At 29.6% G+C, this 26981-nt stretch carries 27 protein-coding genes; 10 read left to right on the top strand and 17 right to left on the bottom strand.

Features of this window, described 5'->3' with window-relative positions; all coding sequences use genetic code 11:
- The first annotated feature begins 63 nt into the window (after positions 1-63).
- Genes OWM07_RS07985 through OWM07_RS07965 form a run of 5 tightly spaced genes read left to right on the top strand, consistent with a single transcriptional unit; the run spans position 64 to position 6485 of the window.
- Positions 64-2670: a tetratricopeptide repeat protein gene (locus OWM07_RS07985; RefSeq protein ID WP_423303162.1), complete on the top strand. Its 2607-nt coding sequence runs from the start codon at positions 64-66 to the stop codon at positions 2668-2670.
- Positions 2640-3755: a sensor histidine kinase gene (locus tag OWM07_RS07980; RefSeq protein ID WP_423303161.1), complete on the top strand. Its 1116-nt coding sequence runs from the start codon at positions 2640-2642 to the stop codon at positions 3753-3755. Before OWM07_RS07985 ends, OWM07_RS07980 begins: the two co-directional genes overlap by 31 nt.
- Before the next feature lie 3 nt (positions 3756-3758).
- Positions 3759-5192 (top strand): sigma-54-dependent transcriptional regulator, encoded by a 1434-nt coding sequence (locus tag OWM07_RS07975; RefSeq protein ID WP_423303160.1) that lies wholly within the window; start codon positions 3759-3761, stop codon positions 5190-5192.
- 58 nt (positions 5193-5250) lie between these two features.
- Positions 5251-5655, top strand: coding sequence for a YuxH family protein (locus OWM07_RS07970; protein ID WP_423303159.1), 405 nt, complete (start codon positions 5251-5253; stop codon positions 5653-5655).
- 5 nt (positions 5656-5660) lie between these two features.
- Complete coding sequence (locus OWM07_RS07965; protein WP_423303158.1) at positions 5661-6485, top strand: EAL and HDOD domain-containing protein; 825 nt, start codon at positions 5661-5663, stop codon at positions 6483-6485.
- 40 nt (positions 6486-6525) lie between these two features.
- Here OWM07_RS07965 and OWM07_RS07960 read toward each other — a convergent pair whose 3' ends face one another.
- The 6 genes from OWM07_RS07960 to pyrR all read right to left on the bottom strand — a co-directional run bounded on the left by OWM07_RS07960 (position 6526) and on the right by pyrR (position 12683).
- Positions 6526-7497: an SDR family NAD(P)-dependent oxidoreductase gene (locus tag OWM07_RS07960; protein WP_423303157.1), complete on the bottom strand. Its 972-nt coding sequence runs from the start codon at positions 7495-7497 to the stop codon at positions 6526-6528.
- Positions 7494-8939 (bottom strand): cysteine--tRNA ligase, encoded by a 1446-nt coding sequence (gene cysS, locus OWM07_RS07955; protein WP_423303156.1) that lies wholly within the window; start codon positions 8937-8939, stop codon positions 7494-7496. The genes OWM07_RS07960 and cysS overlap by 4 nt, the downstream gene beginning before the upstream one ends.
- A 63-nt stretch (positions 8940-9002) precedes the next feature.
- Entirely contained in the window at positions 9003-9926 is a 924-nt protein-coding gene (locus OWM07_RS07950) for an ABC transporter ATP-binding protein (protein WP_423303155.1), read from the bottom strand.
- A 1-nt stretch (position 9927) separates the two neighbouring features.
- Positions 9928-11199: a dihydroorotase gene (locus tag OWM07_RS07945; protein WP_423303153.1), complete on the bottom strand. Its 1272-nt coding sequence runs from the start codon at positions 11197-11199 to the stop codon at positions 9928-9930.
- Position 11200: 1 nt separating this feature from the next.
- Entirely contained in the window at positions 11201-12130 is a 930-nt protein-coding gene (locus OWM07_RS07940; protein ID WP_423303152.1) for an aspartate carbamoyltransferase catalytic subunit, read from the bottom strand.
- Between the two features lie 7 nt (positions 12131-12137).
- Positions 12138-12683, bottom strand: a complete 546-nt coding sequence (gene pyrR, locus OWM07_RS07935) for a bifunctional pyr operon transcriptional regulator/uracil phosphoribosyltransferase PyrR (RefSeq protein ID WP_423303151.1) — start codon at positions 12681-12683, stop codon at positions 12138-12140.
- A gap of 313 nt (positions 12684-12996) precedes the next feature.
- Between pyrR and panB the strand changes: the two genes are divergently transcribed.
- From panB to OWM07_RS07910, 5 genes are all read left to right on the top strand, one after another.
- Positions 12997-13815 carry a 3-methyl-2-oxobutanoate hydroxymethyltransferase gene (panB, locus tag OWM07_RS07930; RefSeq protein WP_423303150.1) on the top strand — a complete coding sequence of 273 codons (819 nt, stop codon included), beginning with the start codon at positions 12997-12999 and terminating at the stop codon, positions 13813-13815.
- A 2-nt stretch (positions 13816-13817) separates the two neighbouring features.
- On the top strand, positions 13818-14663 hold the full coding sequence (gene panC, locus OWM07_RS07925; protein ID WP_423303149.1) for a pantoate--beta-alanine ligase: 846 nt from the start codon (positions 13818-13820) through the stop codon (positions 14661-14663).
- A 1-nt stretch (position 14664) separates the two neighbouring features.
- The gene (panD, locus tag OWM07_RS07920) at positions 14665-15036 is read left to right on the top strand and encodes an aspartate 1-decarboxylase (protein WP_423303148.1); all 372 of its coding nucleotides are present in this window, start codon (positions 14665-14667) and stop codon (positions 15034-15036) included.
- A 137-nt stretch (positions 15037-15173) separates the two neighbouring features.
- Positions 15174-15449 carry a bacteriohemerythrin gene (locus OWM07_RS07915; RefSeq protein WP_423303147.1) on the top strand — a complete coding sequence of 92 codons (276 nt, stop codon included), beginning with the start codon at positions 15174-15176 and terminating at the stop codon, positions 15447-15449.
- A 186-nt stretch (positions 15450-15635) separates the two neighbouring features.
- Entirely contained in the window at positions 15636-17348 is a 1713-nt protein-coding gene (locus OWM07_RS07910) for a methyl-accepting chemotaxis protein (RefSeq protein ID WP_423303146.1), read from the top strand.
- Positions 17349-17385: 37 nt separating this feature from the next.
- Here the strand turns inward: OWM07_RS07910 and OWM07_RS07905 are convergent, their stop codons facing one another.
- The 11 genes from OWM07_RS07905 to OWM07_RS07855 form a co-directional block, all read right to left on the bottom strand.
- Positions 17386-18978 carry a DUF342 domain-containing protein gene (locus tag OWM07_RS07905; RefSeq protein WP_423303145.1) on the bottom strand — a complete coding sequence of 531 codons (1593 nt, stop codon included), beginning with the start codon at positions 18976-18978 and terminating at the stop codon, positions 17386-17388.
- Complete coding sequence (locus OWM07_RS07900) at positions 18979-19659, bottom strand: Crp/Fnr family transcriptional regulator (protein ID WP_423303144.1); 681 nt, start codon at positions 19657-19659, stop codon at positions 18979-18981. It abuts the gene before it with no gap.
- Positions 19660-19696: 37 nt separating this feature from the next.
- Positions 19697-19939 carry a ferritin family protein gene (locus tag OWM07_RS07895; protein ID WP_423303143.1) on the bottom strand — a complete coding sequence of 81 codons (243 nt, stop codon included), beginning with the start codon at positions 19937-19939 and terminating at the stop codon, positions 19697-19699.
- A gap of 22 nt (positions 19940-19961) precedes the next feature.
- Entirely contained in the window at positions 19962-20627 is a 666-nt protein-coding gene (locus tag OWM07_RS07890; protein ID WP_423303142.1) for a DUF2231 domain-containing protein, read from the bottom strand.
- Between the two features lie 8 nt (positions 20628-20635).
- On the bottom strand, positions 20636-21394 hold the full coding sequence (locus tag OWM07_RS07885; RefSeq protein ID WP_423303141.1) for a DUF169 domain-containing protein: 759 nt from the start codon (positions 21392-21394) through the stop codon (positions 20636-20638).
- A 19-nt stretch (positions 21395-21413) separates the two neighbouring features.
- Positions 21414-21839, bottom strand: a complete 426-nt coding sequence (locus OWM07_RS07880; protein WP_423303140.1) for a CBS domain-containing protein — start codon at positions 21837-21839, stop codon at positions 21414-21416.
- Positions 21840-21862: 23 nt separating this feature from the next.
- Positions 21863-23746, bottom strand: a complete 1884-nt coding sequence (locus OWM07_RS07875) for an AMP-binding protein (RefSeq protein WP_423303139.1) — start codon at positions 23744-23746, stop codon at positions 21863-21865.
- A gap of 58 nt (positions 23747-23804) precedes the next feature.
- On the bottom strand, positions 23805-24455 hold the full coding sequence (nfi, locus tag OWM07_RS07870) for a deoxyribonuclease V (RefSeq protein WP_423303138.1): 651 nt from the start codon (positions 24453-24455) through the stop codon (positions 23805-23807).
- Positions 24456-24854 carry a secondary thiamine-phosphate synthase enzyme YjbQ gene (locus OWM07_RS07865; RefSeq protein WP_423303137.1) on the bottom strand — a complete coding sequence of 133 codons (399 nt, stop codon included), beginning with the start codon at positions 24852-24854 and terminating at the stop codon, positions 24456-24458.
- Positions 24851-26473, bottom strand: coding sequence for a phosphoglycerate dehydrogenase (gene serA / locus OWM07_RS07860; RefSeq protein WP_423303136.1), 1623 nt, complete (start codon positions 26471-26473; stop codon positions 24851-24853). Before serA ends, OWM07_RS07865 begins: the two co-directional genes overlap by 4 nt.
- 76 nt (positions 26474-26549) lie before the next feature.
- Positions 26550-26981 (bottom strand): hypothetical protein, encoded by a 432-nt coding sequence (locus OWM07_RS07855; protein ID WP_423303135.1) that lies wholly within the window; start codon positions 26979-26981, stop codon positions 26550-26552.

Raw genomic sequence — 26981 nt, 5'->3', positions numbered from 1 at the left:
GCAACTTCTTTACTTATTCAAGTTTCGCTTGTAAATTATTTTTAGTCGAATTAAAATATTATTATGATTAAAAAAGTAATTTTTATTTTATTATTTGCTGTTTCAGTTTTTGCTTACAGTGTGCTTCTTAATGAATCTGATTATGCAACTGAAATAAGATTTGATAATATTAAACCTTATTTTAAAGAAATAACAAAAAAGAATAACAAGATAGTTGTATTTTTAAATTCTAAAGCAAAATATTCACAGACAAGAGACTTAAAAAGCAAATTTGTTAAAAGCATAAAAGTTGGTGAAAACAGCATTATAATTGAGATTAACAAAGATACAGATTATTTTTATAGATTTGATAATGAAAACTTATTATTGGTATTTACCCCAAGAAGGGAAATAACCGATGTAAGATTAAAGTCGATAATAGAAAAACCTGTCATTAAAACACAAACTAAAAAAATAAAAAATGAAGAAGCAGAGAAATCTTTAACAGAAGCTGAAAATTTTATAAAAAATGGACTTTATCAAAATGCTATCAACAAATTAATGGATATAATAAATCTTCATAAAAATGATTTTTATGCTCAAGAAGCTTATTATAAACTGGGGATGATTTATTATAAATTAGGAGAAAATGATCCAAAAAACTATCTTTTGGCAGCTGACTATTTGGCGGATTTTGCTTCAAAGTTTCCTGATCACTACTTAGCTTCTGATGCTTTATTCTATTCTGCAATGAGTAAAGAGAAAGCTGGCATGTACTATGAAGCGATTTTTGATTATAAAAGTGTTATTCAAAGCTATCCTAATACATTAAATGCCAAAAAGAGTTATTTTAAAATCGTAAATATATATGAAAATATTGGACAATATGATAAGGCAATAAATGCTATTAAAGAATATTCTGATAAATTCAATGACAAGTCTGTAGAGGTTTTAGCTCATATAGGAAAACTATATTTTCTTCTAAAAGATATTAACTTAGCAAAAGAATATTTTTTGAAAATTATAGACAAAAAGGATGATTTATTAAAACTCGGGTCAGATACTTTATTTGCAATTGCAAAAACTTTTGAAGAAAAAGGGGATATTGACTACGCCATTAATATTTATTCAAAAATTTATAATGTTTATCCTGATAGTAAGTATGCAGATATGGCTATGTTTAATTCCGCATTATTATTAGAGAAGAAAGGTAAAAAGAAATTGGCAGATAGTCTTTTATTGGAGTGTAAAGAAAAGTATAAAGATAAAGTAGGTGGAGAAAAAGCAGCAGTTTATTATGCTGAAAAACATTTAAAGGAGCAACCTACTGAATACTGGATCGATTTTTTTAGTAATATTTTAGAATCTGGTAGAGATGTAAATGTTATGGCTCATGCAGATAGACTTATTATTGAATCATATTTTTATTCTAATAGATATGATGAAGCATTAGTTCGTATTAAAGAATTTGAATCTAAATTTTTTGATTCTTTAGAATTAAATAGAGTTTATGATATAAAACAAAAAATCTATTTAGAATTTGCAAAAAAATTTCTAAAAGAGAGTAATTATGCAATGAGTGAAAGTTATGTAAATAGATTACTTCAAGAATTTCCTGATTCAAAGTACTATATTGAAGCATCAAAAATAAAGGAAAGTATTGCTTTGATAAAATTAAAAAAGATGTACGAAAAAGGGGCTTTTGAAGATACTTTAAAAGCTGCTCAAACATACTTAATAGAAAATAAAAAAATTTATTTTAAAAATCAGTGGGATAACTTGATTGAAGACTTGTATAATCAATTAGTTAGTAAAAGTATTGATAATAATAAAGAAAAAGCTATTGCATTGTCTAAAGAGTATCTTATTTATTACCCAAATGGTAGATATAGCAAGGATTTTATGGAAAATATTTATAACTATATTGTAGAAAATTTAATTAGATTAGTAAAAGAGGGTGATTTTATTAAAGCAATAAAATTTTATTCTGATAATTCTATTTGGATTGAGAAAATAAAAAATCAAGAAGATGTTGCAATTTTAAAAGGGTATATTGCATTTAGTTATTTTAAATTGGGTGATTTTGAAACTGCTAAAAAAATATATAGCGATATAAAAAAATTTGATAATTCTATCGTTAATTTATTGGGGATATTGTTTGGTGAAAAAGTTACAGATAAGAATGTAAATAAGTTAAGCAAAAATGATTTAACAATAATTTATGACGAACTTAAATACAGTAAAAAAGCTGATCTTCTTAAAATCTTAAAATATTATAAAAAAGATTTAAAGTTTAAATACGATTTATTATTAAAAATAATATACTCTTTAGATACTGATGAGAGATATAAAGAATTAAAATTAGCTAGCAATGAATTAACTTCTTTAGGGATGATTAAAGACTTTCCTAATATTTTTGTTGAGTTAGGATTTTTAGAGTTTGAAAAAAAGAATTATAGTGAGGCTATAAAATATTTAAATGAAGCTGTTAAATTTGATGAAAATAAAAATGAGTTGCCAAAAATATACTATTTTTTAGCTAAAAGCTACTTACAAATTAATGATAAAGATAATGCTTATTTGTATTTTGAAAAAATTGTTAAAGAGTTTTCAAGTTCTTATTACAAAAAATTAGCAGAACAAGAATTAAAGGAATTAAAGTGGATGGAAAAATTAGAAAAAGCGAGCTAGAGCTACTCAATGAAGCATTTAACATATTTAATACTGCAACTGAGAAATTACAGGAAAGCTATCAAAAATTAAAAGAGGAAACTGAAAAACTTAGAAAAGAAGTAGAGGAAAAGAATCAAAAGTTAGAAGAGACTTCTTCTCTTCTTTCATCAGTTTTAATGAGCACAAATAACGCAATAGTTGCAATCGCAGATGACAATTCTATTATTTTATCAAATAAAAAATATAAAGAATATTATGAAATTTATGGAGATCAATTTTTATCAAAATTGATCGAATTTAAAGCGGAAGGTTCTTATGAATTTGATCTGAAAGGTGCTATTTTTAGGGTACATATAGGGAAATTTGAGCATTCAGATGTAAAAGGATGGACATATTCAGTTGAAGATATAACACATTTAAAAGAATTGGAAGAGGAGCATAGAAGGGATGAGCATTTAAAATCGATGGGGGTAATGGCTGCTAATATTGCTCATGAGATAAGAAACCCATTGGGTAGCATAGAGCTTTTTGCCTCTTTGCTTGCAAGGGATTTAAAAAATGATAATGAAAAGCGTGTTTTGATTGAATCAGTTTTAAAAGGGGTAAAAAGTATTAATAGTACAATTTCCAATATACTTTTATTCACCAAAGAGGTTATAGTAAATAAGAAAGAGTATTATTTGTCTGATATTGTTGATGATGTTGTGTTGTATTTGAGACACTTGATGAATGATAAAAAAATTAAGTTTGTTAATAAGATAGATGAAAATTTTACAATATATTGTGACAACGAATTAATGAAGCAGGTATTTATGAATCTAATTCATAATTCAATAGATGCTGTAAATACAGGTGGGATTATTAGTGTATCTTGCTATCAAGAGGGAGATTTTGATATAATAATTGTAGAAGATAATGGTTGTGGTATTAATGAAGATTTTATGAAAAAGATATTTATCCCATTTCACACTTCAAAAACAAAGGGGACAGGTTTAGGGTTATCAATTGTGTATAAGATTATAAAAGCTCATTCAGGTAATATTTATGTGGAAAGTGATGGAAAAAGTTATACTAAATTTATTATCAAGTTAAAAAGGGGTTAAATTATGAGTGAAATAAAGAAGATTTTGGTTGTAGATGATGATGAAAATATGAGAAATGGATTAAAGCTGACTATTTCAAGGTTAGGTATGGATGTTGATTTGGCTAATGATGCAAGAGATGGGTTTGAGAAAGCTATGAAAGCAAGCTATGATTTGATTATTTCAGATATAAAAATGCCTATAATTGATGGGATATCATTTTTCAAAATGCTAAGAAATGCTGGTATAAAAACACCTTTATGTTTTATAACAGCTTATGCTACTGTGGAAACTGCTGTAGAGGCTTTAAAGTTAGGCGCTTTTGACTATATTGTTAAACCTTTTCCTCCAGAAGTAATAGAAGAACTGATTGAAAGGGTATTTAATATAAATAGATTAGAAGATGACCAGCAGATAGAAAGCAAAAGATTTGTTTATAAAAGTAGGTATATGGCTGAAATATTTAATTTGGCTAAAGATGTTGCTACTTCTGATGCAACAGTGCTTATTACTGGAGAATCAGGTACTGGTAAAGAAGTTTTGGCAAGATTTATACATGAAAATAGTCGAAGAAAAAACAAACCTTTTGTTGCTGTGAATTGTGCTGCAATTCCAGAAAGTTTAGTAGAAAGTGAATTTTTTGGATATGAAAAAGGGGCTTTTACAGGTGCTGAAAAAAGAAAACCTGGGAAATTTGAACTCGCTGATGGTGGGACTATATTGTTAGATGAGATTGGAGAGATACCTATTAATCTACAAGCAAAGTTATTGAGAGTATTACAAGAAAAGGAGATTGAAAGATTAGGGGGGATAAAGCCAGTTTCAGTAGATGTTAGAGTTATTGCCACTACAAATAGAAATTTAATAGAAGAGGTTAAAAAGGGTAATTTTAGAGAAGACCTTTATTATAGATTGAATGTTATAAACATTAATATCCCACCACTTAGGAAACGTAAGGAAGATATTTTACACTTGGCTGAGTTTTTTGTAGAGAAATATTCTAAGTCTAATGGGAAAAGAGTAAAACCGTTAAGTATTGATGCGAGAAATACTTTAATTAATTATGATTGGCCTGGTAATGTGAGGGAATTAGAGCATACTATTGAGAGAGCAGTTATATTATCTAAAGGTTCTGAAATAACTCCGAAAGATCTTTTCTTGCATGGACTTGTTTTTAATGAAGATTTTTCAAAAGAAGATTTTAATAGTTTTGATGTCCATTTAATGGAAGAAAATAAAGAAGACAGTAAAAATTTTGTTGATAATTATCAAGATATTTTAAAAAATAGAAGTATTGCAGAAGTTGAGAGAGAATTAATTCTGAACACGTTAAAAGATACAGGGGGTAATAGGACAAAAGCCGCAGAAATACTTGGTATAACAGTTAGAACTCTCAGAAATAAATTAAAAGAATATAGAGAGCAGGGTATTGATATAGATAAAATGTTAAATGATTAAATTGAAATTTATTTAAAAATTATTATTATTAATTAATGTAAAACAGAAAAGAGGAACTATGAATTTAAATAAAACTTTTATAGGTAGACAACCAATACTTGATGAAAATGGTAAAGTTTTTGGATATGAGCTTCTTTTTCGTAGAAGTGCTTTGACGAATAAAGCTGAGATAGATGATCCATTTAAGACTGTAATTGAAACATTTATAAATGCCTTAGAACATTTTGGTATTGATGCTTTAGTTGGTAAAGGGGTTGCTTTTGTAAATGTGAATAAAGATGTTATTATGTCACCTATTGTTGAGTTATTGCCGAGCAACAGAGTTATATTAGAAATTTTGGAAGATGTTATTGTAGATGAATCTCTGTTGGATAGGATAGAAGAATTAAGACTTAATGGCTATATGTTTGCACTGGATGATTTTACAATGAATAAAACAAATATTGAATCTTTAAAAAATTAGAGTATTTGATTGATATTGTTAAAGTTGACATTTTAAATTTGGGCGAATCTGAAATTATTAAGGTTACTAATCATTTAAATAAAACCAACTTTTTTCTATTGGCTGAAAAAGTGGAGACATTTGAACAGTATGATTTATGTAAATTTTTAGGTTATCAGTATTTTCAAGGGTTTTATTTTGAAAAACCACAAATATTAGAGGCTCAAAAAATTGATCCTAAAAAGTTTGGAATCTTAAGACTTATTAATCTGATAAATAAAAATGCAAGTATTAAGCAGATTGTAGATGCATTTGCTATGCAACCTGATTTGAGTATCAGTTTACTAAAATTTATTAATTCAGCTGCATTTTACCTTAGAAATGAAGTTAAATCTATTAGGCACGCTATCAGTTTGATTGGGATGAGAAAGCTTTTAAATTGGTTGATTATGTTAAGCTATGTTTCAAAAGATGAATCAGGTTTAGATTCCCCTTTATTTCAAATGGTAGCAGTTAAGGCTAAAACAATGGAAATATTATGTAATGATTATCTGAAAAAATCGGATTGTGATAGTGCTTTTTTGGCTGGGTTATTGTCAAATATTGATGTACTTTTTTCAATGCCCAAGGAGAAGTTATTAAAAGAGTTTGCTATTTCTGATGATATCAAAAAAGCTGTGCTTGAGTACTCAGGTTATTTAGGTGAATTATTAAAAATTGTAGAAATATCAGATAAAAATGAAGACTTAGATGAGATAGAAAATTCTCTTGGTTTAACTTTAGACAATATTATTGAAGCAAAAATTAAAAGCTATAATTGGTTTTACAACCTTGTTAAAGAGTTTGCATAATATAATTTATAACTCAACAAAAAAATTAAATATTGTTGTGTTAATCTCTTAGTTTTATGTCAAAAGCAAAATCTTTATTCTCTAAAAACCAGTTTACAGTGTTTTCTAAGCCTGTTTTAAGGTCTACCTTTGGTGCCCAGCCAAGAATTTTTTTAGCTTTTGTGATATCAGCCCAAGTGGCCATCATATCCGCTTTATGAAAATCCTTATTTATTATTTTGGCTTTTTTCCCAAGTAATTGCTCAACTAAATGTATCATATCTATAAGTTTATTTGGATTATTATTGCCAAGGTTAATTATTTCATAACCAACTTCTTTTAAGGCTTTAACAGTACCATCAGCTATATCTTCAACATAGGTAAAATCTCTTGATTGCGAACCATCACCATAGACAATAATTGGTTCTTCTTTATAAATTTGAGAAATGAATTTAAAGACACTCATGTCAGGTCTACCTGCAGGACCATAAACAGTAAAATATCTTACGACAGACACATCTATACCGTAAAAATAGTGGTAGGTATATGCTGTAACCTCTGCTGATTTTTTAGATGCAGCATAAGGAGAAATAGGGGTATTTACGGGTTTGTCTTCAGTAAAAGGCATTTCTTGTCCAGCATAAAGACTTGAAGTGGAAGCAAGCACAAATTTTTTTACATCATAATCTTTAGCAAGCTCTAATAGATTTAAAGTCCCTGTGGAATTTGTTTCAAAATAAACAAAAGGGTTTTCTATACTGTATCTAACTCCAGCTCTAGCAGCAAGATTAATAATTGCATCAAATTTGTGATTTTGAAACAGCACAGACAAACTGTCATAATTTGATATATCAAGTTTGTAAAATTGGAAATTTTCGTTTTTAATTAACTCATTTTTTCTATATTCTTTTAACCTTACATCATAATAATCGTTTAAATTATCTACCCCAATTACTTTGTGTCCATCTTTTAAAAGTTTTTTAGCAGTAAAATAACCTATAAAACCTGCTGCACCTGTTAATAATATATTCATTTTAACCCCTCATGTTTTTTTAATGCTCTATATCTTGTACCAGTTGGAGTATCTAATAGTTCAATACCTAAAGATGATAACTCATCTCTAATTTTATCTGCAAGTTCAAAGTTTTTGTTTTTTCTAGCGTTTGTTCTTTCTTCAATTTTTTTAATTAACTCATTTTCAGATATTGGAAGATTTGAAGCAAACCATTCTTTAGGAGTTTTGTTTATAATACCAAGCACTTGATTAACCACTATTTTGAAATTATTAGTGTGTTTAATAATAGATTCATAAGTTTCTTGATCAACTTTTTGATTGAGCAATCTGTTTATCTCTTTGATATAATCAAATATAGCAGCTAATGCTTTTGCTGTGTTAAAATCGTCATCCATACTTGTTTCAAATTCATTTTTGAAATTTTCAAAGATTTTATTTGCTTCTTCTAAATAATTTTTACCTTTTTTAGATAAAACATAGTGTTCAAGATCATCTAAAAAGGTATAGATTCTATTTAAAGATTGTTCAGATTCTATCAAATGGTCAAATGAAAAGTCTATTGGGCTACGATAGTGAGTAGTCAAAAGAAAAAATCTTAAAACTTCAGGGTCAAATTCTTTAATTATGTCTCTTATTGTAAAAAAGTTGCCAAGAGATTTTGACATTTTTTCTTTGTTAATATTTACAAAACCGTTATGAATCCAATATTTTGCAAACATCTTTTCTTCTGCTGCTTCACTTTGAGCGATTTCATTTTCATGATGAGGAAATATTAGGTCCTTTCCTCCACCATGAATATCAAAAGGGATTCCTAATAATTTTGCACTCATTACGCTACATTCTATATGCCAGCCTGGTCTCCCTTTCCCCCAAGGGCTTACCCAGTATGGTTCATTCTCTTTACTTTTCTTCCATAGGGCAAAATCAAGAGGGTTCTCTTTTCTTTCATCAACTTCTACTCTTGCACCAGCCATCAACTCATCTAAATTTCTTTTAGATAGTTTTCCATATTCTTTAAATTTTTCAACACGATAATAAACATCCCCGTCGACAACATATGCATACCCTTTTTCAATCAATTTTTCGCACAGTTTAATCATTTCATCTATGAATTCTGTAGCTTTGGGGGTGAGATCAGGTGGCAATATGTTTAATTTTTCCATGTCATAATCGTGTTCTTTAATAAATTTTTCTGTTAGCTCTTTCCAGTGGATATTTTCTTCATTACTTCTTTTAATTATTTTATCATCAATATCAGTAAAGTTTTTGACAAAAGTTACATCATACCCTTTATAAATAAGGTATCTTCTGATTATATCAAAAACTACAGAGCTTCTTGCATGCCCTATATGACAGTAGTCATAAACTGTTACACCACAGACATACATTCTAACTTTATTTTCAACTAATGGAACAAACTCTTCTTTTTTCCCAGTTAAGGTATTAAATACTTTCAACATTTTTAACCCCTTTAGATAATAGAATTTATCTTTTTAGTATATAAAAGTTTTTTGTTTAATCAATCATTTTATGTTGTGACATTTAATGAAGTGTCCATTTGATATTTTTACTTCTTTAAGCGTTTTTTCACAATTTGAGCTGTAGTTGGGACATTTGTCTGCAAATGGACAGAAACTGTCTTTAATTATCTCTTTTTTTACGCTGTAATCTTTTAAATCTTTAGATAGTATGAGCTGTTTTGTATAAGGGTGTTTGGGTGATTTTATTATTTTTTCAGTTTTTCCATGTTCAACAATAACCCCTTTATAAATTACATAGATATAACTGCATAGAAAATATACAACTGCTAAATCGTGTGAGATGAGCAGTATACTTTTACCTTTTTCAACATTTAACTTTTTAAAAAGATTCAGTATTTCTGCCTGTACAGATACATCTAATGCACTAACAGGTTCATCAGCAAGTATTAATTCTGGGTCAGTAGAAAGTGCTCTAGCTATAGAGATTCTTTGTCGTTGCCCACCAGAGAATTGATGTGGGTAGCGGTAAAGATGATCTTCTTCAAGACCTACAGATCTAATTAATTTGCTGCAGATATTTTTTAATTCATCTTTATTGCTTGTAATATAATTGGATACCCCATCTTTTAATGTATTTATTATTTTTAGTTTTGGGTTAAGACTGGAATAGGGATCTTGAAAAACCATTTGAACATTTTTGCGGTACTCATTGTAGCAATCAGTTAGGCTTTTCCCTTTATATAAAACTTTGCCGTTATCTGGTTTGTAGATATCAGCTAAAATTTTTGCTAAAGTTGATTTACCACTTCCAGACTCTCCCACCAATCCTACAATTTCTTTTGGGTAAATTTTGAGTGTCACATTTTTAAGTGCATTTACAGATAAATTGCTTTTTGAAAAAAAACTATTGGTAACTTTAAAACTCTTTGATATATCTTTACTTAATAATAGAGGTGTTTTCTTCATTTTAACATTTAAATGTATAAACTATTTTTCCGTTTTTAATTGTGTAAATTGCAGCCCCTTTTAACTTTTTCCCAAAAAATGGCGAATTTGTAGATTTTGATTTGTTTATTTTGTCGTCAAAAATGTATTCTTTATTTATATCAATTAAAGTTATGTCAGCTTTTTTACCTTTAATAATATAGCCTCTGTCGTTTAATTTAAGAATTTGTGCAGGTTTATAAGATGTAAGTTCAACAAATTTTTTCAAATCAATCTTTCCTTCTTCAACTAATTTTAAAGTTAAAGGGATTAAAGTTTGTAATCCAGTAATCCCAAAAGCAGCATTGTCAAACTCTACAAATTTTTCATCTTTATGATGTGGAGCATGGTCTGTTGCTATTACATCTATAGTCCCATCTTTTAATGCTTCAATAATTGCTTCTTTATCCTCTTTTGTTCTAAGTGGTGGATTCATTTTATAATTTGTATCATAATTGGTGAGATAATCATCCGTTAGTGTAAAGTGATGAGGAGCAGCTTCAGCTGTAACATTTATTCCCATTTTTTTAGCCCATCTTATTAATTCAATACTCCCTTTTGTACTTACATGAGCTATATGTACATGTGATTTAGTAAGTTTTGCTAACAAGATATCCCTTGCTATCATAATCTCTTCTGCTTCTGCAGGTATACCTGCTAAACCAGTAATTGTGGAAATTTTACCTTCATTTATAACACCTTTTCCTGCTAAATGTTTATCTTCCGCATGACTAATTATAAAAGAACCAAACTGAGAAGCGTATTCTAAAGCTCTTCTCATAACTTCTGAATTCATTACAGGAAGTCCATCATCAGAAAAAGCAATTGCTCCTGCTTCTAAAGTGTCACCCATTTCTGTTAATTCTTCACCTTTCATCCCTTTTGTGATTGCAGCAACTGGATAAAGATCAATCAGTCCAATTCCCTTTGCTTTTTCAACCATATATTTGGTAATAGAACTATTATCATTAACAGGCTTTGTATTAGCCATTGGAAGACAAGTGGTAACTCCTCCAGCTACCGCTGCTTCACTACCAGATTTTATATCTTCTTTATATTCCAGCCCAGGATCTCTGAAATGAACATGCATATCGATAAGACCTGGAACGGCGATCAATCCAGAACAGTCAATAATTTCACAATTTTCTGGAGTTTCTTTTGTTATATCTTTAATTATATTATTTTCTATAATAATGTTAAAATTTTCTAATATATTGTCAAAGTTAATAATTTTGCAATTTTTTAAAACTAGCATCTTATTCCCCCTTTTTATTTAGTGATAGTAGATACAATACTGCCATTCTTACTGCAACACCATTTTCCACTTGTTCTAAAATTACAGATTGTTTAGAATCTGCAAGAATTGATGGCAGCTCAACACCTCTATTGATAGGACCAGGGTGCATAATAATTGCATCTTTTTTAGCAAGAGATAATAATTTTTTATTTAATCCAAAAAACTTGGAATATTCCCTTAGTGAAGGTAATAATAGATTTGATTGCCTTTCACGCTGAATCCTTAACATCATAATTACATCTGCATTATCCACAGCTTCCTCAATATTTGAACATACTTTACAATCAAAAGTTTTGAAATATTCTGATAGCATTGTTTTGGGTCCATATAATCTTACATTTATTCCTAATTTACTCATCCCCCACAAATTGGATCTTGCAACCCTACTGTGATCAATATCACCAATTATTGCCACATTAAGCCCTTCAAAGGTTTTTTTATGCTCTTTTATTGTGAGTAGATCAAGTAAAGCTTGAGTGGGATGCTCATTTGTTCCGTCACCAGCGTTTACTACATTTGCTTTCGTGTTTTCTGCTATAAATTTTACAGAACCAGAAAAAGCGTGTCTTACTACAAACATATCAGCATTCATAGATTCTATATTTTTGACTGTATCTATGAGTGTTTCACCTTTTGATGTGCTACTTGATGATGCAGAAAAATTTATTGTATCTGCAGATAATCTTTTTCCAGCGATTTCAAATGAAGTTCTTGTCCTTGTTGAAGGTTCAAAAAAAAGGTTAACAATAGTTTTCCCTTTTAGTGTAGGGACTTTTTTTACATCTCTTTGATTAATTTCTTTAAATTTTTCTGCAGTTTCTAAAATAAAAAGTATTTCTTTTTTTGTTAAATCTTTTAAACCAATAAGGTCAGTTTTTGTAAAACTCATAGCGCCCTCACTTTATCATTTTACTTATGCTAACACTATCAATTCCGTCTATTTCTTTTAGTTTTACATTAATTCTTTCATCGAGGCTGGTGGGAACATATTTACCCTTAAAGTCAGGTTGAATAGGCAGTTCTCTATGCCCTCTATCAATAAGAACTGCTAAAATTATTTTTTTAGGTCTTCCATAATCTATTATGGCATCTAAAGCAGCCCTTACGGTTCTACCTGTAAAAATTACATCATCTATTAAGATAATATTTTTGTTTTTAACATCAAAATTGATTTCTGTGCCTCGTAAAATAGGAAATTCCGATATTTCAGTTAAATCATCTCTATAAAGAGTGATATCTAAATAACCTATATCAATATTAAAATTTTTAAATTGCTTTATTTTCTCATGTATTCTATCTGCTAAGATTGCTCCTCTTCGTTTTATTCCAATTATTTTGGTGTTTTCAAAATCGGAGAATTTTTCTAAAATTTGGAATGTAAGTCTTGTAAGCATGTTATCAAGTTCGTGAGTATTTAAAATTTCTTTTTCAAATTGTTGCATAATTTACCTCCGGATAAAAAAAAAGCCTTCCGGTTTCCCAGAAGGCGAATTATCAAACTTTTTGCTGATAGGTTTATTTAAAATTATATTCATTTGACCACCCCTAATATATTGGCAATTAAAATTTAAACTGTCAAGCTTTTAGTTATTTTTTTAAAAAATTATTTGACAAATGTGAAAAATTATATATTTTACAGCTCGAAACGCTTGGATCCCTGGCGGGACCGAGACGGCTATATTTATGAAAAGTATATTTGTGCGATAAATAGCCTTCCGGTTTCCGCCGGAAGGCTTTTTTTGTTTGAGGTGATAAATGAGTAAATATAGTGAGATAAAGAAAATTACAATTAATCATTTAAAAAGAATGAAAAATGATGGTGAAAAAATTGCATGTCTTACAGCTTATGATTACACATCAGCAAAATTAGTGGATGCAGCAGGTGTCGATTTGGTATTGGTGGGTGATTCATTAGGAATGGTTATTAATGGATATGAAAATACCCTTTATGTAACACTTGATGAAATAATTTATCATACTAAGGCTGTTAAGAGAGGTTTAAAAAGAGCTTTTTTAGTGGCTGATATGCCATTTGGAACTTATCATGTTAGTGAAGAGGATGCCATAAAAAATTGTGTAAGGGTTATTAAAGAAAGTGGTGCAGAGGCTGTTAAGCTTGAAGGTGGGAAAAATGTTGCATCATTAATAAAAAAACTTGTTGATAGAGGTATTAATGTAATGGGGCATATAGGTCTTATGCCTCAATATGTTCATTCTATGGGTGGCTATAAAATCCAGGGTAGAGAAGGGGATGAAAAATTGATAGAGGATGCTCTGGCTTTGGAAGATGCTGGAGTTTTTGCTATCGTTTTAGAGGGGGTTGTTGCTGAAGTAAGTAAAAAGATTACTGAAACAGTCAAAGTGCCAACAATAGGTATTGGTGCTGGTAAAGATTGCGATGGCCAAATACTAGTATTCCATGATGTTTTTGGTATGTTTGATGATTTTGTCCCAAAGTTTGTTAAAAGATATGCTGATGTCAAGTCAGTTATTTTGGATGGTGGTAAAAAATATATAGAAGAAGTAAAAAATGATGTTTTCCCGTCAAAAGAACACACTTTTTTTAGAGGTTAGTTATGCAGATTGTTAATAGTAAAGCAGAAATGAAAAAAATAAGTCAAGATTTTAAAAATAATGGATATAAAATAGGATTTGTGCCCACTATGGGATATTTGCATGAGGGGCATCTTTCACTTGTTAGACAAGCAAAGAAGGAAAATGACAAAGTAGTAGTAAGTATTTTCGTAAACCCATTACAATTTGGGCCTAATGAAGATCTTGATAAATATCCAAGAGATTTAGAAAGAGATAAAGCCATACTGGAAAAAGAGGGTGTTGATGTATTGTTTTACCCATCTGTAGAAGAGATGTATCCAAAAGACTTTTTGACTAAAGTTTCTGTGGGAAAAATTACCGAGGTTTTATGTGGAGCTAGCAGACCAGGTCATTTTGATGGTGTATGCACAGTTGTTACAAAACTTTTTAATATTGTAAAGCCTGACAATGCCTATTTTGGGAAAAAAGATTATCAGCAATTAAAAGTTATTGAAAGATTTGTTAAAGATCTTGATATGGATGTAAATATTGTTGGTATGCCAATTGTGAGAGAATCTGATGGTTTAGCGATGAGTTCGAGAAATGTTTATCTTAATGAGGAGGAAAGAAAGTCAGCTTTATCACTAAATAGATCTTTTAAAATTGTTGAAGATGCTTTGGCTGAAGGGGTGAGAAGCGCAGGTGAGATAAAAAAGAGGGTTATTGATTTTATCTCTTCACATCCTTATACAAAAATTGATTATGTAGAAATTGTAGATCCTGAATCTTTAGAAAAAGTTGAGGATATAAAAGATAAATTTTTACTTGCTTTAGCTGTATTTGTGGGTAAGGCAAGACTTATAGATAATAATATATTTGAGGTGTAATATGAAAAGGATAATGTTTAAATCCAAAATTCACAGAGCTACAGTGACAGATGCTGATCTTCATTATGAAGGTAGTATTACCATTGACAAAGAGCTTATGGATGCTGCAGGGATTTTACCTTATGAAAAGGTTGATATTTACAATATTACGAACGGTGCAAGATTTTCCACTTACACAATTGAAGGTAGACCAGGAAGTGGTGAAATTTGTTTAAACGGTGCAGCTGCAAGGCTTGTACAGCCTGGGGATATGGTTATTATTGTATCTTATGGTTTGTATGATGAAGAAGAGTTAAAAGATTTAAAACCTGTTGTAATCCAGGTTGATGAAAAAAATAGAATAATTAGAAAAGAGGAAACAACTTTAGTTTAAAATTTAAATAAAAGTTGAAAAAGTTTTAAAGTTTGTATAAAATATAATTAATAACAATGCTTCTTTTTGCCCGGCTGATCCTATGCTTCTACCCTCCTCCCCTCTGAAGCATTCAGCCGGGATTTTTTGAGGTGTTAATGAAAGAATATTTACCAGAGAATTTAATAACTGGGATAGATAGGATTGATGAGCAGCATGGAGCTATGTTTTATTTATTGGCAAAAATTGAAAAATACTTTAAAGTAGGGGAGGGTGAAAAAGCTATTTCAGATTCCTTAACATTTTTAGAAAACTATGTAAAAACTCATTTCAAAACTGAAGAAGAGTTTATGCAAAAATATAACTATCCAGATTATGAAGTACATAAGTTGGAACATGAAAGTTTAGAAAAGATTTTGCTAAAAAAAGATTAAAAATTTTAAGTGGTATGAATAAAGCTGATACTTTATTAGTATTAAAATCGTTAAGAGAATGGTATGAAAATCATATTTTAAAAACAGATATTGTTCTTGTTTCCTTTTTAAAGAATATTGAAAAAAATTAAATATTTTCTTTATATTGACGATTATATAATAAATCTGTGATTTTGGGGGTAAATAATGAGTTTAAAATTAAAGTTAGCTCTAATAATATCTGTAATTTTGTTGATTTCATTTAGTATCTTATTTCTGTTTAGCGCAAAAATTGCAAAAAAAACTGCTATTGAATCTCAAGTTGAAAGGGCAAGAAATATTATTGTAGTTGCTGAAGGGACAAGAGAGTTTATGGCTAAAAAATGGGACGCTAATTTATACAATTTTGATGAAATTAAAAAGGATGTAAATAAGTTTTTATTGACAGTTCCTGTTGTTAGTTCAATGAAAATAATTAAAAGTAAGGCAAAAGAGTTAGGTATAAAATTTAAAGTTCCTAAAGTTTCACCAAGAAACCCTGATAATCAACCTGATTCTTTAGAGGAAGAAGTATTATCTGAGTTAAAAAGTAAAGATACAGGCACTGGAAATACCCCTGAGAAGGTTTTAATAGATAAAGATTCTGGTTATATAAGATATTTTAAAGCCATAAGACTTTCTAAAGAGTGTGAATGGTGTCATGGAGATCCAGCTGAGAGTGAGAAATATTGGGGGAATGACAAAGGGTTGGATCCAACAGGAGTTAAAATGGAGGGTTGGAAAGCAGGTGAAGTACATGGTGCATTTGAAATTTTTATTCCTCTAGCTCCAATTAATGCTATGATAAATAAAAATATCACAAGAGATTTTTCTGTTTTAATAATTGTTTTAATTATAATTATTGCAATGCTTTATATTTTAAATTCAAAATTGATATTCTCAAGATTTGATAATATTAATGCAGCCTTGGCAAGAATTGCAAATGGTGATTTTACCGCAAAAGTGGATGTAAAGTATGATGATGAGGTTGGTGCTGTTGCAAAAGCTGTAAATAAAATGGTGGATGATATAAGAAATGTTTTAAGCTCAGTTTCTGAATCGGTGGTATCACTAGCTTCTACTTCGGCACAACTAGCTTCAAATTCTGAGGCTATTGCAGCTGGTGCAAGAGAACAAAGTGAAGAGGCAGCTGCAACAGCAAGCGCAGTAGAAGAGGTAAATGCAACTGTTATGGAAGTAGCTCAAAATGCTGCAAATGTGGCAAAAAGTGCAGCAGAAGCAAAAGAATCTGTTGTTAAAGGTCATGCCTTGGTAGAAGAGACAAAACAGATGATGGATCAAATTGCAATAACAGTTTCTCAAGCTGCAGAGACTGTAAGGACTCTTGGAGAATCAAGTGAGCAAATTGGTGAGATAATTCAGGTTATTAATGATATTGCTGATCAAACGAATCTTTTAGCGTTAAACGCTGCAATTGAAGCAGCAAGAGCTGGTGAGCATGGTAGAGGTTTTGCTGTGGTTGCTGATGAAGTAAGAAAGCTAGCTGAAAAAACAATGAGAGCTACAAAAGATATTACCGAAATGATACAAAATATTCAAGCGGATACAGGTGGGGCTGTGGCAAGTATGAGTGAAGGGGTGGAGCAGGTTGAAATAGGAAAAGTAAAAGCTGATGAAGCAAAAGAAGCTCTTGATATAATTAAAGAAAATGTAGAAACTGTTTCGATGGAAGTTGAAAATATAGCTAGAGCAACCGATGAACAAGCAAAAGCAACAGAAATGATGGCAAGATCAATAGAAAGTATTTCGAAAGTAATTAATGAAAATTCAATAGCTGCTTCAGAAATGGCTACTGCTGTTGAGATGTTATCAAAACTTGCTGAAGAATTACAAACTCAAATAAAAAGATTTAAAATATAAAGGGTTAAGGGCTGCATTTTGTAGCCCTTTTTTTTATTTATTTCAACATATAATCAATTGCATTTTTATCTTTATTATAAAAGAAATATCCATTTCTTAACTTCTTTTCTAATAATAAGGTAGCTTCCCCAATAATAATTTTTACATTAGGATAAGCCTCTTTTAAAACTTCAATTTTTGAGTTTTTGAATTTTTGCACTTCTTCATACAACTCCTTAAGTTTTACTTCTATACTCATTAATTTTTTGTTGAGTTCAAATTTTGTTGCTTTCAATTTTTCTATTTTTTCTTTTAATTTATCCCTTACTAATGGACGATCTGCATTACCAAGATAGAGTCTGATTTTTGTTAGTTGTTCATTTATTGCACTTTTTTCTGCTAATAAAGTGGAAATATCGTTTAAAATTTTAGTTGATATACCAGTGGAAACTACAGTTTTGGTAAATGAAGGTGAGCCTAATATTTTTACTGTAATCCCTTCTAAAGCATTTATTTTCCCTCCATAAACCATTCCGGGTGTACCTGTTACTTCTACTTTCCCTTCACTATAAATTATTGAATCTCTAATATATTTTTTTACTTTTATATCTTTGTTTACAGTGATATTTGAAAATTGTATATAACTTGCTTCTAACTCATCAGCCTTAATTATATTTCTATTTGCAAAACTTTTTCCCGTGACACCTTCTTTAACTATAATTTTCCCTTCAGCTAAAATGTTTCCAGAGACAGATTGGACTATTACATCTTTTCCAGCTTTTACAGTAAAATCAGTTTTTACTTCCCCTTTGATAATGACTGAGCCAGGAAAATCTATATTCCCAGTAGAATAATCAACATCTTCATTAACTATAAATACTTCTGAAACATCTATTTCATAGTTAAGATTATCTGTTTGTTTTACTAAAAGCAACCCTTTGATTTTAGAAATAATTTTGTTGTCTTTGAGTATTAAATTATCTGTTAATTTAACTTCTACAGGCTTTCCATCTTTTGCAGGTAATACTTTCCCTGTTACTGTAAAGCCATCTTCCCCTTTGGAAGGGGGGATTATCATTGCTACTTCTTCATTTTCTTCAACAATAAAAAGCCTTTTTTTAAAAACTTCTTTATAATCTATTTTGTCATCTATTTCATCTGCTGTTAAAAATGAGTCTAAGATATCGTCTGATTTGCTTTTTAAAATAAGCTCTCCATTATTTCCATTTTTTGGAGGTTTTCCTTTTGCAACTAATATTGATGAATCTAAAGGTTTGTCATTTTTTAGAAAAAGTACAATTTTCTCTAAAACATCTGTAAGAATACCACTTTTTACACTGTTTTCATTTAATAAATTAACCAAGTAATCTTTGTCTATATTTTTTTTTGGTTTTTCAGGGATAAATAGATAAGCTTTCATCTCGTCATCTGAAATAATAACTTCAAACTCGTCAGTGAAAATCTCTTCGTATAATTTTCCAGATTTACCTATAACTGTCTCTTTAATATTAAATTCTAAAGTATATTTATTTTCATCATTTGGATTAATAGATACAATTTTATAATCTAATTCAGAAAGGTTTCTTTGAAAATACTTTTGAGCTTTTTCAAAAGCTTCTTCCAATGATTTTGCAGTGACTGTGTATCCCATTTATTTTATTTCACCTAAAAGAAATTTGAAAAAATATTTTTCAATTAAGTTCTTATTAATATTAAATTTTAATTTGTTGTTGTCAATTAAATCTAATTGATAAATAACTTTCAATTTTTCTAAAAAGAAAAGCGTTTTTAATAGCTCACTCTTTTCTATATTTATAATAGGTAAGATATTTTCTAAGTTCTCTTCAAACTCAATTTTTGATCTTTCTTTAAAAACTTTATAAATATATGTTATGGTTTTAGTTTTGGCTTGATAGTCAATATTTTCTATTAATTTTTCGTTACATTCTTTTAGTCTTTTACTTAATTCTTTAATCATATTAAGATTTACTGCTGGAATTTTAGATGCAATGCTAAGAAAGGTTTTATATTCAATTTCTATTATTTTAGAATTTTTGGTTGCCCTGATTGTCGCTGTTCTTTTACCTGTAGTAAATAAGCCCATTTCTCCAAAAAGAGTGATTGGATGAAGCTTATTTATTAAACGTAGAGAATCAACGCTATCTTTGATTAAAACATCAAGTTCACCTTCAAGTAAGAGATATGCAGATTTTGCTTCATCATTTTCATAAAAAAGGAATTCTCCTGTTTTTATATTAAGTTCATTTCCATATTTTTTAAAAATTTCGATATGTTTTTCTTGTAATTTAAATGAACTTATTAAGTTATTCATATAATTATGATAACAGATTTTTAAATTATTTACAACATCAAGAGCTGGAATTTTTTAATTCGGATAATTGAGCTTTTAAATTTTCTAGTATTCTTCTCAGTTCTGCTTCATGCCCTTTTTCTTGCTCTGCTAAAGATTCAAAAAGTTTTTTTGCATTTTCATCTACAGCTTTTTCTGCTGCTGATTTATAAAATCTCATGGCCTCAATCTCTTTTGGTATTCTAATTAGCACTACTTCTATCATTTGCTCTAAGGCCTTTATTTTAGACTTTTTATCCATTTCATTCCTCCAAAATTAAAAACTAATTAGGCCAGGTAATTTTACCACCATTGTATGCAATAAAAGTAAGTATGGGTATAAGTAAAAAATAACCGACTGTATAAATTATAATAGATGATGATTGCAATTTAATAAAAATTAATAAAATGGATAAAACGGTAAGTATAACAGAATAAACTATTTTGTTTTTAAAGATTTTTGTTAATGTTAAATCGTAATTTATCCACCAGCTTAAAATGCCCGAAGTTACTGTAGGAAATATAGATATTGTAGCAACTATTAATGCATAAAATCCGCTTTTTTCAAAGGTACTGTTTTTAGTTAAAAGATATAACAGTTGCATTAATGCTCCAAAGTAAAATATACCCATTGGAAAATGCACAAAAATAGGGTGGGGGTGTAATTTACTATAAAGCTTTCTTAAGAGCTCTTTTTTATCTTCTTTATCATTGATTGATTCAGGTTCTAATACATCAACAAACTTAATATTATCCCTTTCTAAAACATCATCACCATGGGGTGCCATTGAGATGAAATCAGTTAAATCTTCACCAGCTTTATGCCTTGACATGTGAATGCCATTTTTCCAAAATTTACTATCAGTTACATCATAAACTTTATCTTTGTAAATTATATATGCTCTATTGCCGTTTTTTCCATCAAACTTTTTTACTTCATCCCGCTTCAAGTTTCACCTCATGCATCATTTTCTAATGTGGTATATTCTTTTGGTAATTCACAATGCTCTTTCATATCAAAAGGGATAGGATATCTTATACCAGCTTTATGTGTTTCCAGTAATCCTTCAATTACTTTATCCAATTTTTTGTATGGGATACCTATCGCTAATTCAAAATCTTGAGCCATTGCAAATCTTCTATCTCCAAGGCAGGGAATTTCAATTTTTGGTTCATTTGTTAGATAGGCTTCTACAACACATCTTGAACAAACACCAGCATCACCACTGCTTTTCATTACAAATTCACCACCCTCATGATATAAAAATGCCTGAAGAAAACGCATGGTTTGAGCAGTATTAGCATAAATCACTATTACATCAGTTATGATATTTTCAATAGGTTTTGTTAATGGGTAAGTTAAAAAGCCTGTAAATCTTTCTTTTACTCTTGGCATGCATTCTTGCATCTTTTTGGCAGCATTAATATCTTTTTGATATATTGAACAATTTACTTTCCCTTCAATTACTCTTTCAGGTGTGGAAATTAATCCACAGTTGCTTGCACCTAATACGCAATAGCTGTAGTTGCCCTCAACATAAGTTGACCATCCGTAATACCTTGAATATGCAATTTGCTGACAAATATTGATTTTTTTGTTTTTTAATCGTATTTTGATCCCTTCAATTTGGCTGCTTTCTTTGATGAATTTTGTTGCAACTGGAATAGTTTGCAACTTGACTGTCTTGTCCAAGGTGCTTAAAAAATTTTCAAACATAACTCCCCCTTTTTCTATTTTATTGACAGGATTCGTTTTCTATAAACGCTTTTAGCACATCACCAAGTGAAATTATCCCTACTAGTTTACCCTCATCGTTTAAAACAGGAAGTCTATGAATATATTTTGTTAGAAATAGTTCGGCAGCTTTTTTGAGTGAGTCGTTTTCATGGATAGTTATTGGTGGCTTGCCCATTATAGTTTTTACTGGCGCATCGGTTAATTCTTTTACATCTATCAATGGGATCTGTTCTGCTTCGTGTAATATGTCTGGTAATTGGGCTAAAAGGTCTGATTCACTGAATACTCCTACAACATTATTATTTTCATCTAAAACTGGCACCCCTGAAATATTTTTTTCTCTAAGTCTTAAAACTACATCTCTGATATTTTCGTTTTCATAAGCAACTATGACATTTTTTGTCATAAAATCTTTCACTATCATAATCAAAAACCCTCCGTTATTTATTATATTATTTGTAAAGCAACTTCTTTTAATATTTCTCTATTAACTTCTCCGTTTGGTAGTTTAGGTATTATTGAAGTAATTTTATAAATATCAGGTAAAATTACTTCACCCACTTTATCAATTATTAATTCATTTATTTCTATAAAAAGATCATTATAAAAGCTTTCATCGATATTTTTATTTAAAACACAAAAAGCTATCAATGTTTCCCCTCTTTTTTCATCAATAATATTTACTACAGCTGCATCTTTTATGTTTTTATGACTTTTTATTGCATCCTCAATCATTAAGAAATTTATCCTTTTTCCTCCAACATGTAAAACATCATCCATCCTACCTGTAAGTAGAATATCTTTATCTTCAAGATATTCTCCACCATCTCCTGTTCTAAAAAATTTGTTTATTCCAATCGATTTTATATATATTTTATTTGACAATTTGGTATTTCCACAAAAGCCAGATGTTAGGGAAGGGAATGGGGAGGAAAAAGTAATTTCACCTTTAATAAAAGGTTGCTCAATATCTAAGCCAGTTTTACTGTCGATGATTTTCAATGGTATACCTGGAAGCGGTTTTCCTACAGAGAATATGTTTTTTATCTCGCTAAAACCTAGTATTTGGGCAGAAACTGCACCACCTGCTTCTGTAATGGTATAGATATTTATCATTGGATGTTCATTATTTAAAAGTTTTTTAAATGCCCATTTGGTAGATTCTTCGTTTCTTCTTTCACCGCCAGTTGCAATTAACTCTAAATACTTTTGTCTTCTAAAAATACCTTTTTTTTCATCGGCATTCATTAATCTATTTAAAATAGTAGGTGTTGTGTAAAATTTGTTTATATTATATTTATCTAAAAACTCATAAAAATCCATTGCATTATCTACCTCTATAGTATCTTCAAAAAGAAAGATAGTTTGACCATTTAGTAAAGGCCCATATACTTTATATGTGTGACCAGTAATCCAAGAAATGTCTGCAGTATTCCAGAAAATATCTTCATCACTTGGATCAAAAAGTAACAAGTGCGAAAATTTCGCCCAAAGTAAAAAACCAGCAGCTCTATACTTTAATGCTTTTTGTGTAGTAAGATGTGTAGATGTAACAAGAGTAAAAATTGTATCATTGGCATCATATACAGCTTCTTCAATTGCAAAGGCTCTTGAATAATCTTCATCACTAATTAAATCGTGATACCATAAATCTCTCAGAGGTTTCATATGTACTCTTTGACCAAGCCTTTTAACAACGATACAATATTTTGGTTTGTGCTGGCTTATATTTAAAGCTTGATCAACTTTATCTTTTAAGTTGATGGTAGTTTTTGAAAAATAGCCATCTGCAGTAATTATAATAGAATATTTACAGTCTTCAAAACGACTGGCTAAATTTTCAGCAGAATAACTTGGATGATAAACAGTGTGTACTAGTCCCAGTTTAACACAAGCAAGCATTGCTATTATAATTTCAGGGATGTTTGGCATAAAGATTAAAATTTTATCTGTTCTATTTAAATTTAATTTTTTCAAAGCAGAAGCAAATTTTGAAACATCGGCATATAGAGATCTATAAGTTAAAATCCTTTCTGTGTAATCTTTTCCTCTCCAAATGATAGCTGCTTTGTTGCCTCTGCCATTTTGAATATGTTTTTTTAATATATTTTTAATTGGACTAATTTTCCCTTTTATGAACCATTGAGTTTCAAAATTTTCTTCATTATTGCAAGGTACTAAGAATTCATCTTCCCAATCTAAGAGCTCTAATGCTAACTGTTTATAAAAAGCTCTTAAGTTATTTGATAATTCATAAAGCTGTTTTATATAATCGTAATTAAAATTTTTTCTTTTATAATTAACACATAGTTCATTCAAATGTGAAATCATACAATAACCCTGTTTTTGTTTACATAAATAAAACAATATTTCATAAAAATCAACAATTTTAAAGTGTTTTTAAAATATGTTTTTTAAATTTTTCAGCATATATATGAGCTAATCTTGTTGGTTCTGGGAGTCTGTATTTATTGAGCATTTGTTTAATTATGTTTAATGAAGAATCAAAATCAACCAAATTTCCGGGGGATATAAATATTGGTTTTACATTTTCTCTACTTCGTAAAACATAACCAACAATTTCATTTTTATAAATTAGCTCAGTAAAAGATAATTTTTTTGCAGGTGGAACTTTATAAGTACCAACGAGTTTTGATTTAGCACAACCTATTGAAGGCACATTAAAAACTACACCAAAGTGGCTTGCAAGACCTAATTTTCTAGGGTGTGCTATACCTTGTGAATCAAGGATAAATATATCAGGTTTATTTTTTAATTTTTTATAAGCTTGAAAAATTACAGGTAGTTCTCTAAATGATAATAACCCAGGAATATATGGTAAATTTATTTTTTTGAAGGAACAAGAAACTTCTATTAATTCAAAATATTTGTTCAAAACAACAATAGAGCAAAATGAAAGTGAATGTTTTATTGAAAAGGATACATCAATTCCTGCAATCAGTTTAAAATCTTTTTTATAAGGTGTTAATCTTACTCTTTTAGCTAATTTTTTTTGTAAATTGATTAAATGATTGTACATTTATTTTGATTTAATAAATTTTAGATTAACAGTTCTATTTCTAGGCCCATCAAATTCGCAAAAAAACACTCCTTGCCATGTTCCAAGAACTATTTTACCATTTTCTATAATAACTTGCTCACTGCAACCAATTAGTGAAGACTTTATGTGTGCATCAGAATTACCTTCTAAGTGTTTGAATGGGTAGTCTAAAGGTATTTTTTTATTTAAAAAAGATATAATATCATCTTTGACTGTTGGGTCGGCATTTTCGTTTATTGTGATAGCAGCTGTTGTATGAGGGGTGTAGATAAGAAGTATTCCATCATCCCACCCCTCATTATTTATGATTTTTGTAATCTCAGTAGTAATGTCAATAAGTTGTTCTCTTTTTGTTGATGTTATATTTAATTTTATCATAGTTCTACTAAATTTACTTCTAGCATTCCATCTATTTTCTTTATTTTGTCTAAGACTGAATCAGGGATTTCGTTATCAACAGATACAAAAGCTATAGCTTCTCCACCTTTTTGTCTTGCTAATTCAAATCCTGCAATATTTATATTATTTTCACCTAAGATTGTTCCAACTTTACCTATTACTCCTGGTCTATCAATATTTCTAAAATATAAGAATGTACCTTCAGGTATAATGTCTAATCTAAAGTTATCAAATAGGATTATTCTTCCTTCATTATTGTTAAAAACTGTTCCTGCAATAATTCTATGTTCTTTGTCAGTTTTTACTTCAAAAACTAGTAGGTCGTTATATTTATCATAAGTTTCCTGTTTTGATTCTATTATATTGATTTTTCTATCTTTTGCAAAATATGGTGCGTTAATATATGATACAGATTCCTGTAATCTCACTTCTAAAAAGCCTTTGATTGCTGCTATTGTAAATGGTTGGTAGCTAAAAGGGGTATCAAAGGTTCTTTCGCAGATGTCATCTTCGAATCTTTTACCTACAAGTGTTACTTTTATTTCGTCTGGTCTACCTTTAACAGTTTGAGCTGCTAGTTTTGAGATTTTTTCGATTAGTTCAAAATAGATTTGTAAATCTTCAGGAAGTTGAGATTTCATAAAAGGTATGTTGACTGCATTTATATAAGATTTGCCATGAAGGGCATTTACTATCTGCTCTGCAATAATAACAGCAACCCCTTTTTGACCTTCTTCAGTGTTTGCACCGATGTGTGGAGTTACGAATAGATTGTCTAATTCTAAAAGTTTGTTGTCTTTCGGTGGTTCTTTTTCAAAAACATCTATTGCAGCTGAGAAGACTTTTCCTGATTTGAGAGCATCATATAAATCATTTTCATTGATGATACCACCTCTTGCACAGTTGACAAGGATTACACCATCTTTCATCATATCTATTTCTTTTTTAGTAATCATATTTTTTGTTTCTTTTGTAAGAGGTGTATGAAATGTAATTACATCAGAGATTTTAAGTAAATCTTCAAGGTTATCTAACAAAGTTACCCCAAGTGATTCTGCTTTACTCTTTTTGATATATGGGTCATAAGCTACAATTTTCATACCAAAACTTTTTGCCCTGATAGCTACATTGCTACCAATTCTACCAAGTCCTACTATTCCTAGAGTCTTATTAAAAAGCTGTATCCCCATAAATTTCTTTCTGTTCCACTCACCATTTTTTAATGAGATATGGGCAGCTGGGATTTTTCTAGCTGCAGCAAGCATCATTCCCATAGTGAGTTCTGTTGCAGCAAGTGTGTTACCTGTAGGGGCATTCATTACTATTATACCTTTTTTACTTGCTGTTTCTATGTCAACATTATCTAATCCTACCCCGGCACGGCCAATAATTTTTAATTTTCCTGGATTTTCTAAAAGATCTGATGTGATTGTGGTTCCACTGCGGGTGATTATTGCATCATAGTTGCCAATAATCTTTTTTAGCTCTTCATGAGAAATGCCTGGTTTTTCTTCTACTTCTATATCTTTGCTATCAAGTAAGATTTTAATCCCTTCCTCTGCAATATGATCAGTAATTAAAACTTTAAATTTTTTCACCTTTTTTACCCCCCTATAAAATTTTCAAAGATATTAACAAAACAAAAGATTATAATCAAGAAATTTGAAAAAGAAATTATTCAACTTTATATACAAACTCTATAATACTTTTTTCTTTTGGATTGTTTTTATTGGTTGCAGTAACACGAAAGGAATAAATTATAATATCACTTACAGTATCTTCATATCTGTTTAATAAAGTAGCTTTTACTTCATAATCGCTGAATAAATCGCTCAAATCAATTGGTGTATTTTCAGGGCATGTTGTAGTATTGCATAAATCTGATTCATCGCCAGATACTAATTTGTCCATTATATATTCACTAGCACCTCTTGCTGCCATCAGTGCATTTTGGTATCTTTTATGTGTTCCAGAAATGTTTGTAGATGAGTTTAGCATATACATTATAGCTGCCACAAAACCTAAAGCAACTAGCGATAAAATAAGAGTTGTTAAAAGAGCAATACCCTTATTGTTTAATTTAGGTAAATTTGCTAATTTTTTCAT

It is taken from the genome of Deferribacter thermophilus (assembly GCF_049472675.1).
In the GTDB taxonomy this organism is placed as follows: Bacteria; Chrysiogenota; Deferribacteres; order Deferribacterales; family Deferribacteraceae; genus Deferribacter; species Deferribacter thermophilus.
The sequence above is the reverse complement of the archived record's forward strand: the minus strand, read 5'-3'. Positions and strand labels throughout refer to the sequence as shown.

What these genes read in the sequence shown, in the direction of transcription:
- OWM07_RS07985 (WP_423303162.1), top strand. Translation starts at nt 64, where the DNA reads ATGATTAAAAAAGTAATTTTTATTTTATTATTTGCTGTTTCAGTTTTT.
- OWM07_RS07975 (WP_423303160.1), top strand. Translation starts at nt 3,759, where the DNA reads ATGAGTGAAATAAAGAAGATTTTGGTTGTAGATGATGATGAAAATATG.
- OWM07_RS07970 (WP_423303159.1), top strand. Translation starts at nt 5,251, where the DNA reads ATGAATTTAAATAAAACTTTTATAGGTAGACAACCAATACTTGATGAA.
- OWM07_RS07960 (WP_423303157.1), bottom strand. Translation starts at nt 7,497, where the DNA reads ATGAATATATTATTAACAGGTGCAGCAGGTTTTATAGGTTATTTTACT.
- cysS (WP_423303156.1), bottom strand. Translation starts at nt 8,939, where the DNA reads ATGTTGAAAGTATTTAATACCTTAACTGGGAAAAAAGAAGAGTTTGTT.
- OWM07_RS07950 (WP_423303155.1), bottom strand. Translation starts at nt 9,926, where the DNA reads ATGAAGAAAACACCTCTATTATTAAGTAAAGATATATCAAAGAGTTTT.
- OWM07_RS07945 (WP_423303153.1), bottom strand. Translation starts at nt 11,199, where the DNA reads ATGCTAGTTTTAAAAAATTGCAAAATTATTAACTTTGACAATATATTA.
- OWM07_RS07940 (WP_423303152.1), bottom strand. Translation starts at nt 12,130, where the DNA reads ATGAGTTTTACAAAAACTGACCTTATTGGTTTAAAAGATTTAACAAAA.
- pyrR (WP_423303151.1), bottom strand. Translation starts at nt 12,683, where the DNA reads ATGCAACAATTTGAAAAAGAAATTTTAAATACTCACGAACTTGATAAC.
- panB (WP_423303150.1), top strand. Translation starts at nt 12,997, where the DNA reads ATGAGTAAATATAGTGAGATAAAGAAAATTACAATTAATCATTTAAAA.
- panC (WP_423303149.1), top strand. Translation starts at nt 13,818, where the DNA reads ATGCAGATTGTTAATAGTAAAGCAGAAATGAAAAAAATAAGTCAAGAT.
- panD (WP_423303148.1), top strand. Translation starts at nt 14,665, where the DNA reads ATGAAAAGGATAATGTTTAAATCCAAAATTCACAGAGCTACAGTGACA.
- OWM07_RS07915 (WP_423303147.1), top strand. Translation starts at nt 15,174, where the DNA reads ATGAAAGAATATTTACCAGAGAATTTAATAACTGGGATAGATAGGATT.
- OWM07_RS07910 (WP_423303146.1), top strand. Translation starts at nt 15,636, where the DNA reads ATGAGTTTAAAATTAAAGTTAGCTCTAATAATATCTGTAATTTTGTTG.
- OWM07_RS07905 (WP_423303145.1), bottom strand. Translation starts at nt 18,978, where the DNA reads ATGGGATACACAGTCACTGCAAAATCATTGGAAGAAGCTTTTGAAAAA.
- OWM07_RS07900 (WP_423303144.1), bottom strand. Translation starts at nt 19,659, where the DNA reads ATGAATAACTTAATAAGTTCATTTAAATTACAAGAAAAACATATCGAA.
- OWM07_RS07895 (WP_423303143.1), bottom strand. Translation starts at nt 19,939, where the DNA reads ATGGATAAAAAGTCTAAAATAAAGGCCTTAGAGCAAATGATAGAAGTA.
- OWM07_RS07885 (WP_423303141.1), bottom strand. Translation starts at nt 21,394, where the DNA reads ATGTTTGAAAATTTTTTAAGCACCTTGGACAAGACAGTCAAGTTGCAA.
- OWM07_RS07880 (WP_423303140.1), bottom strand. Translation starts at nt 21,839, where the DNA reads ATGATAGTGAAAGATTTTATGACAAAAAATGTCATAGTTGCTTATGAA.
- OWM07_RS07875 (WP_423303139.1), bottom strand. Translation starts at nt 23,746, where the DNA reads ATGATTTCACATTTGAATGAACTATGTGTTAATTATAAAAGAAAAAAT.
- nfi (WP_423303138.1), bottom strand. Translation starts at nt 24,455, where the DNA reads ATGTACAATCATTTAATCAATTTACAAAAAAAATTAGCTAAAAGAGTA.
- OWM07_RS07865 (WP_423303137.1), bottom strand. Translation starts at nt 24,854, where the DNA reads ATGATAAAATTAAATATAACATCAACAAAAAGAGAACAACTTATTGAC.
- OWM07_RS07855 (WP_423303135.1), bottom strand. Translation starts at nt 26,981, where the DNA reads ATGAAAAAATTAGCAAATTTACCTAAATTAAACAATAAGGGTATTGCT.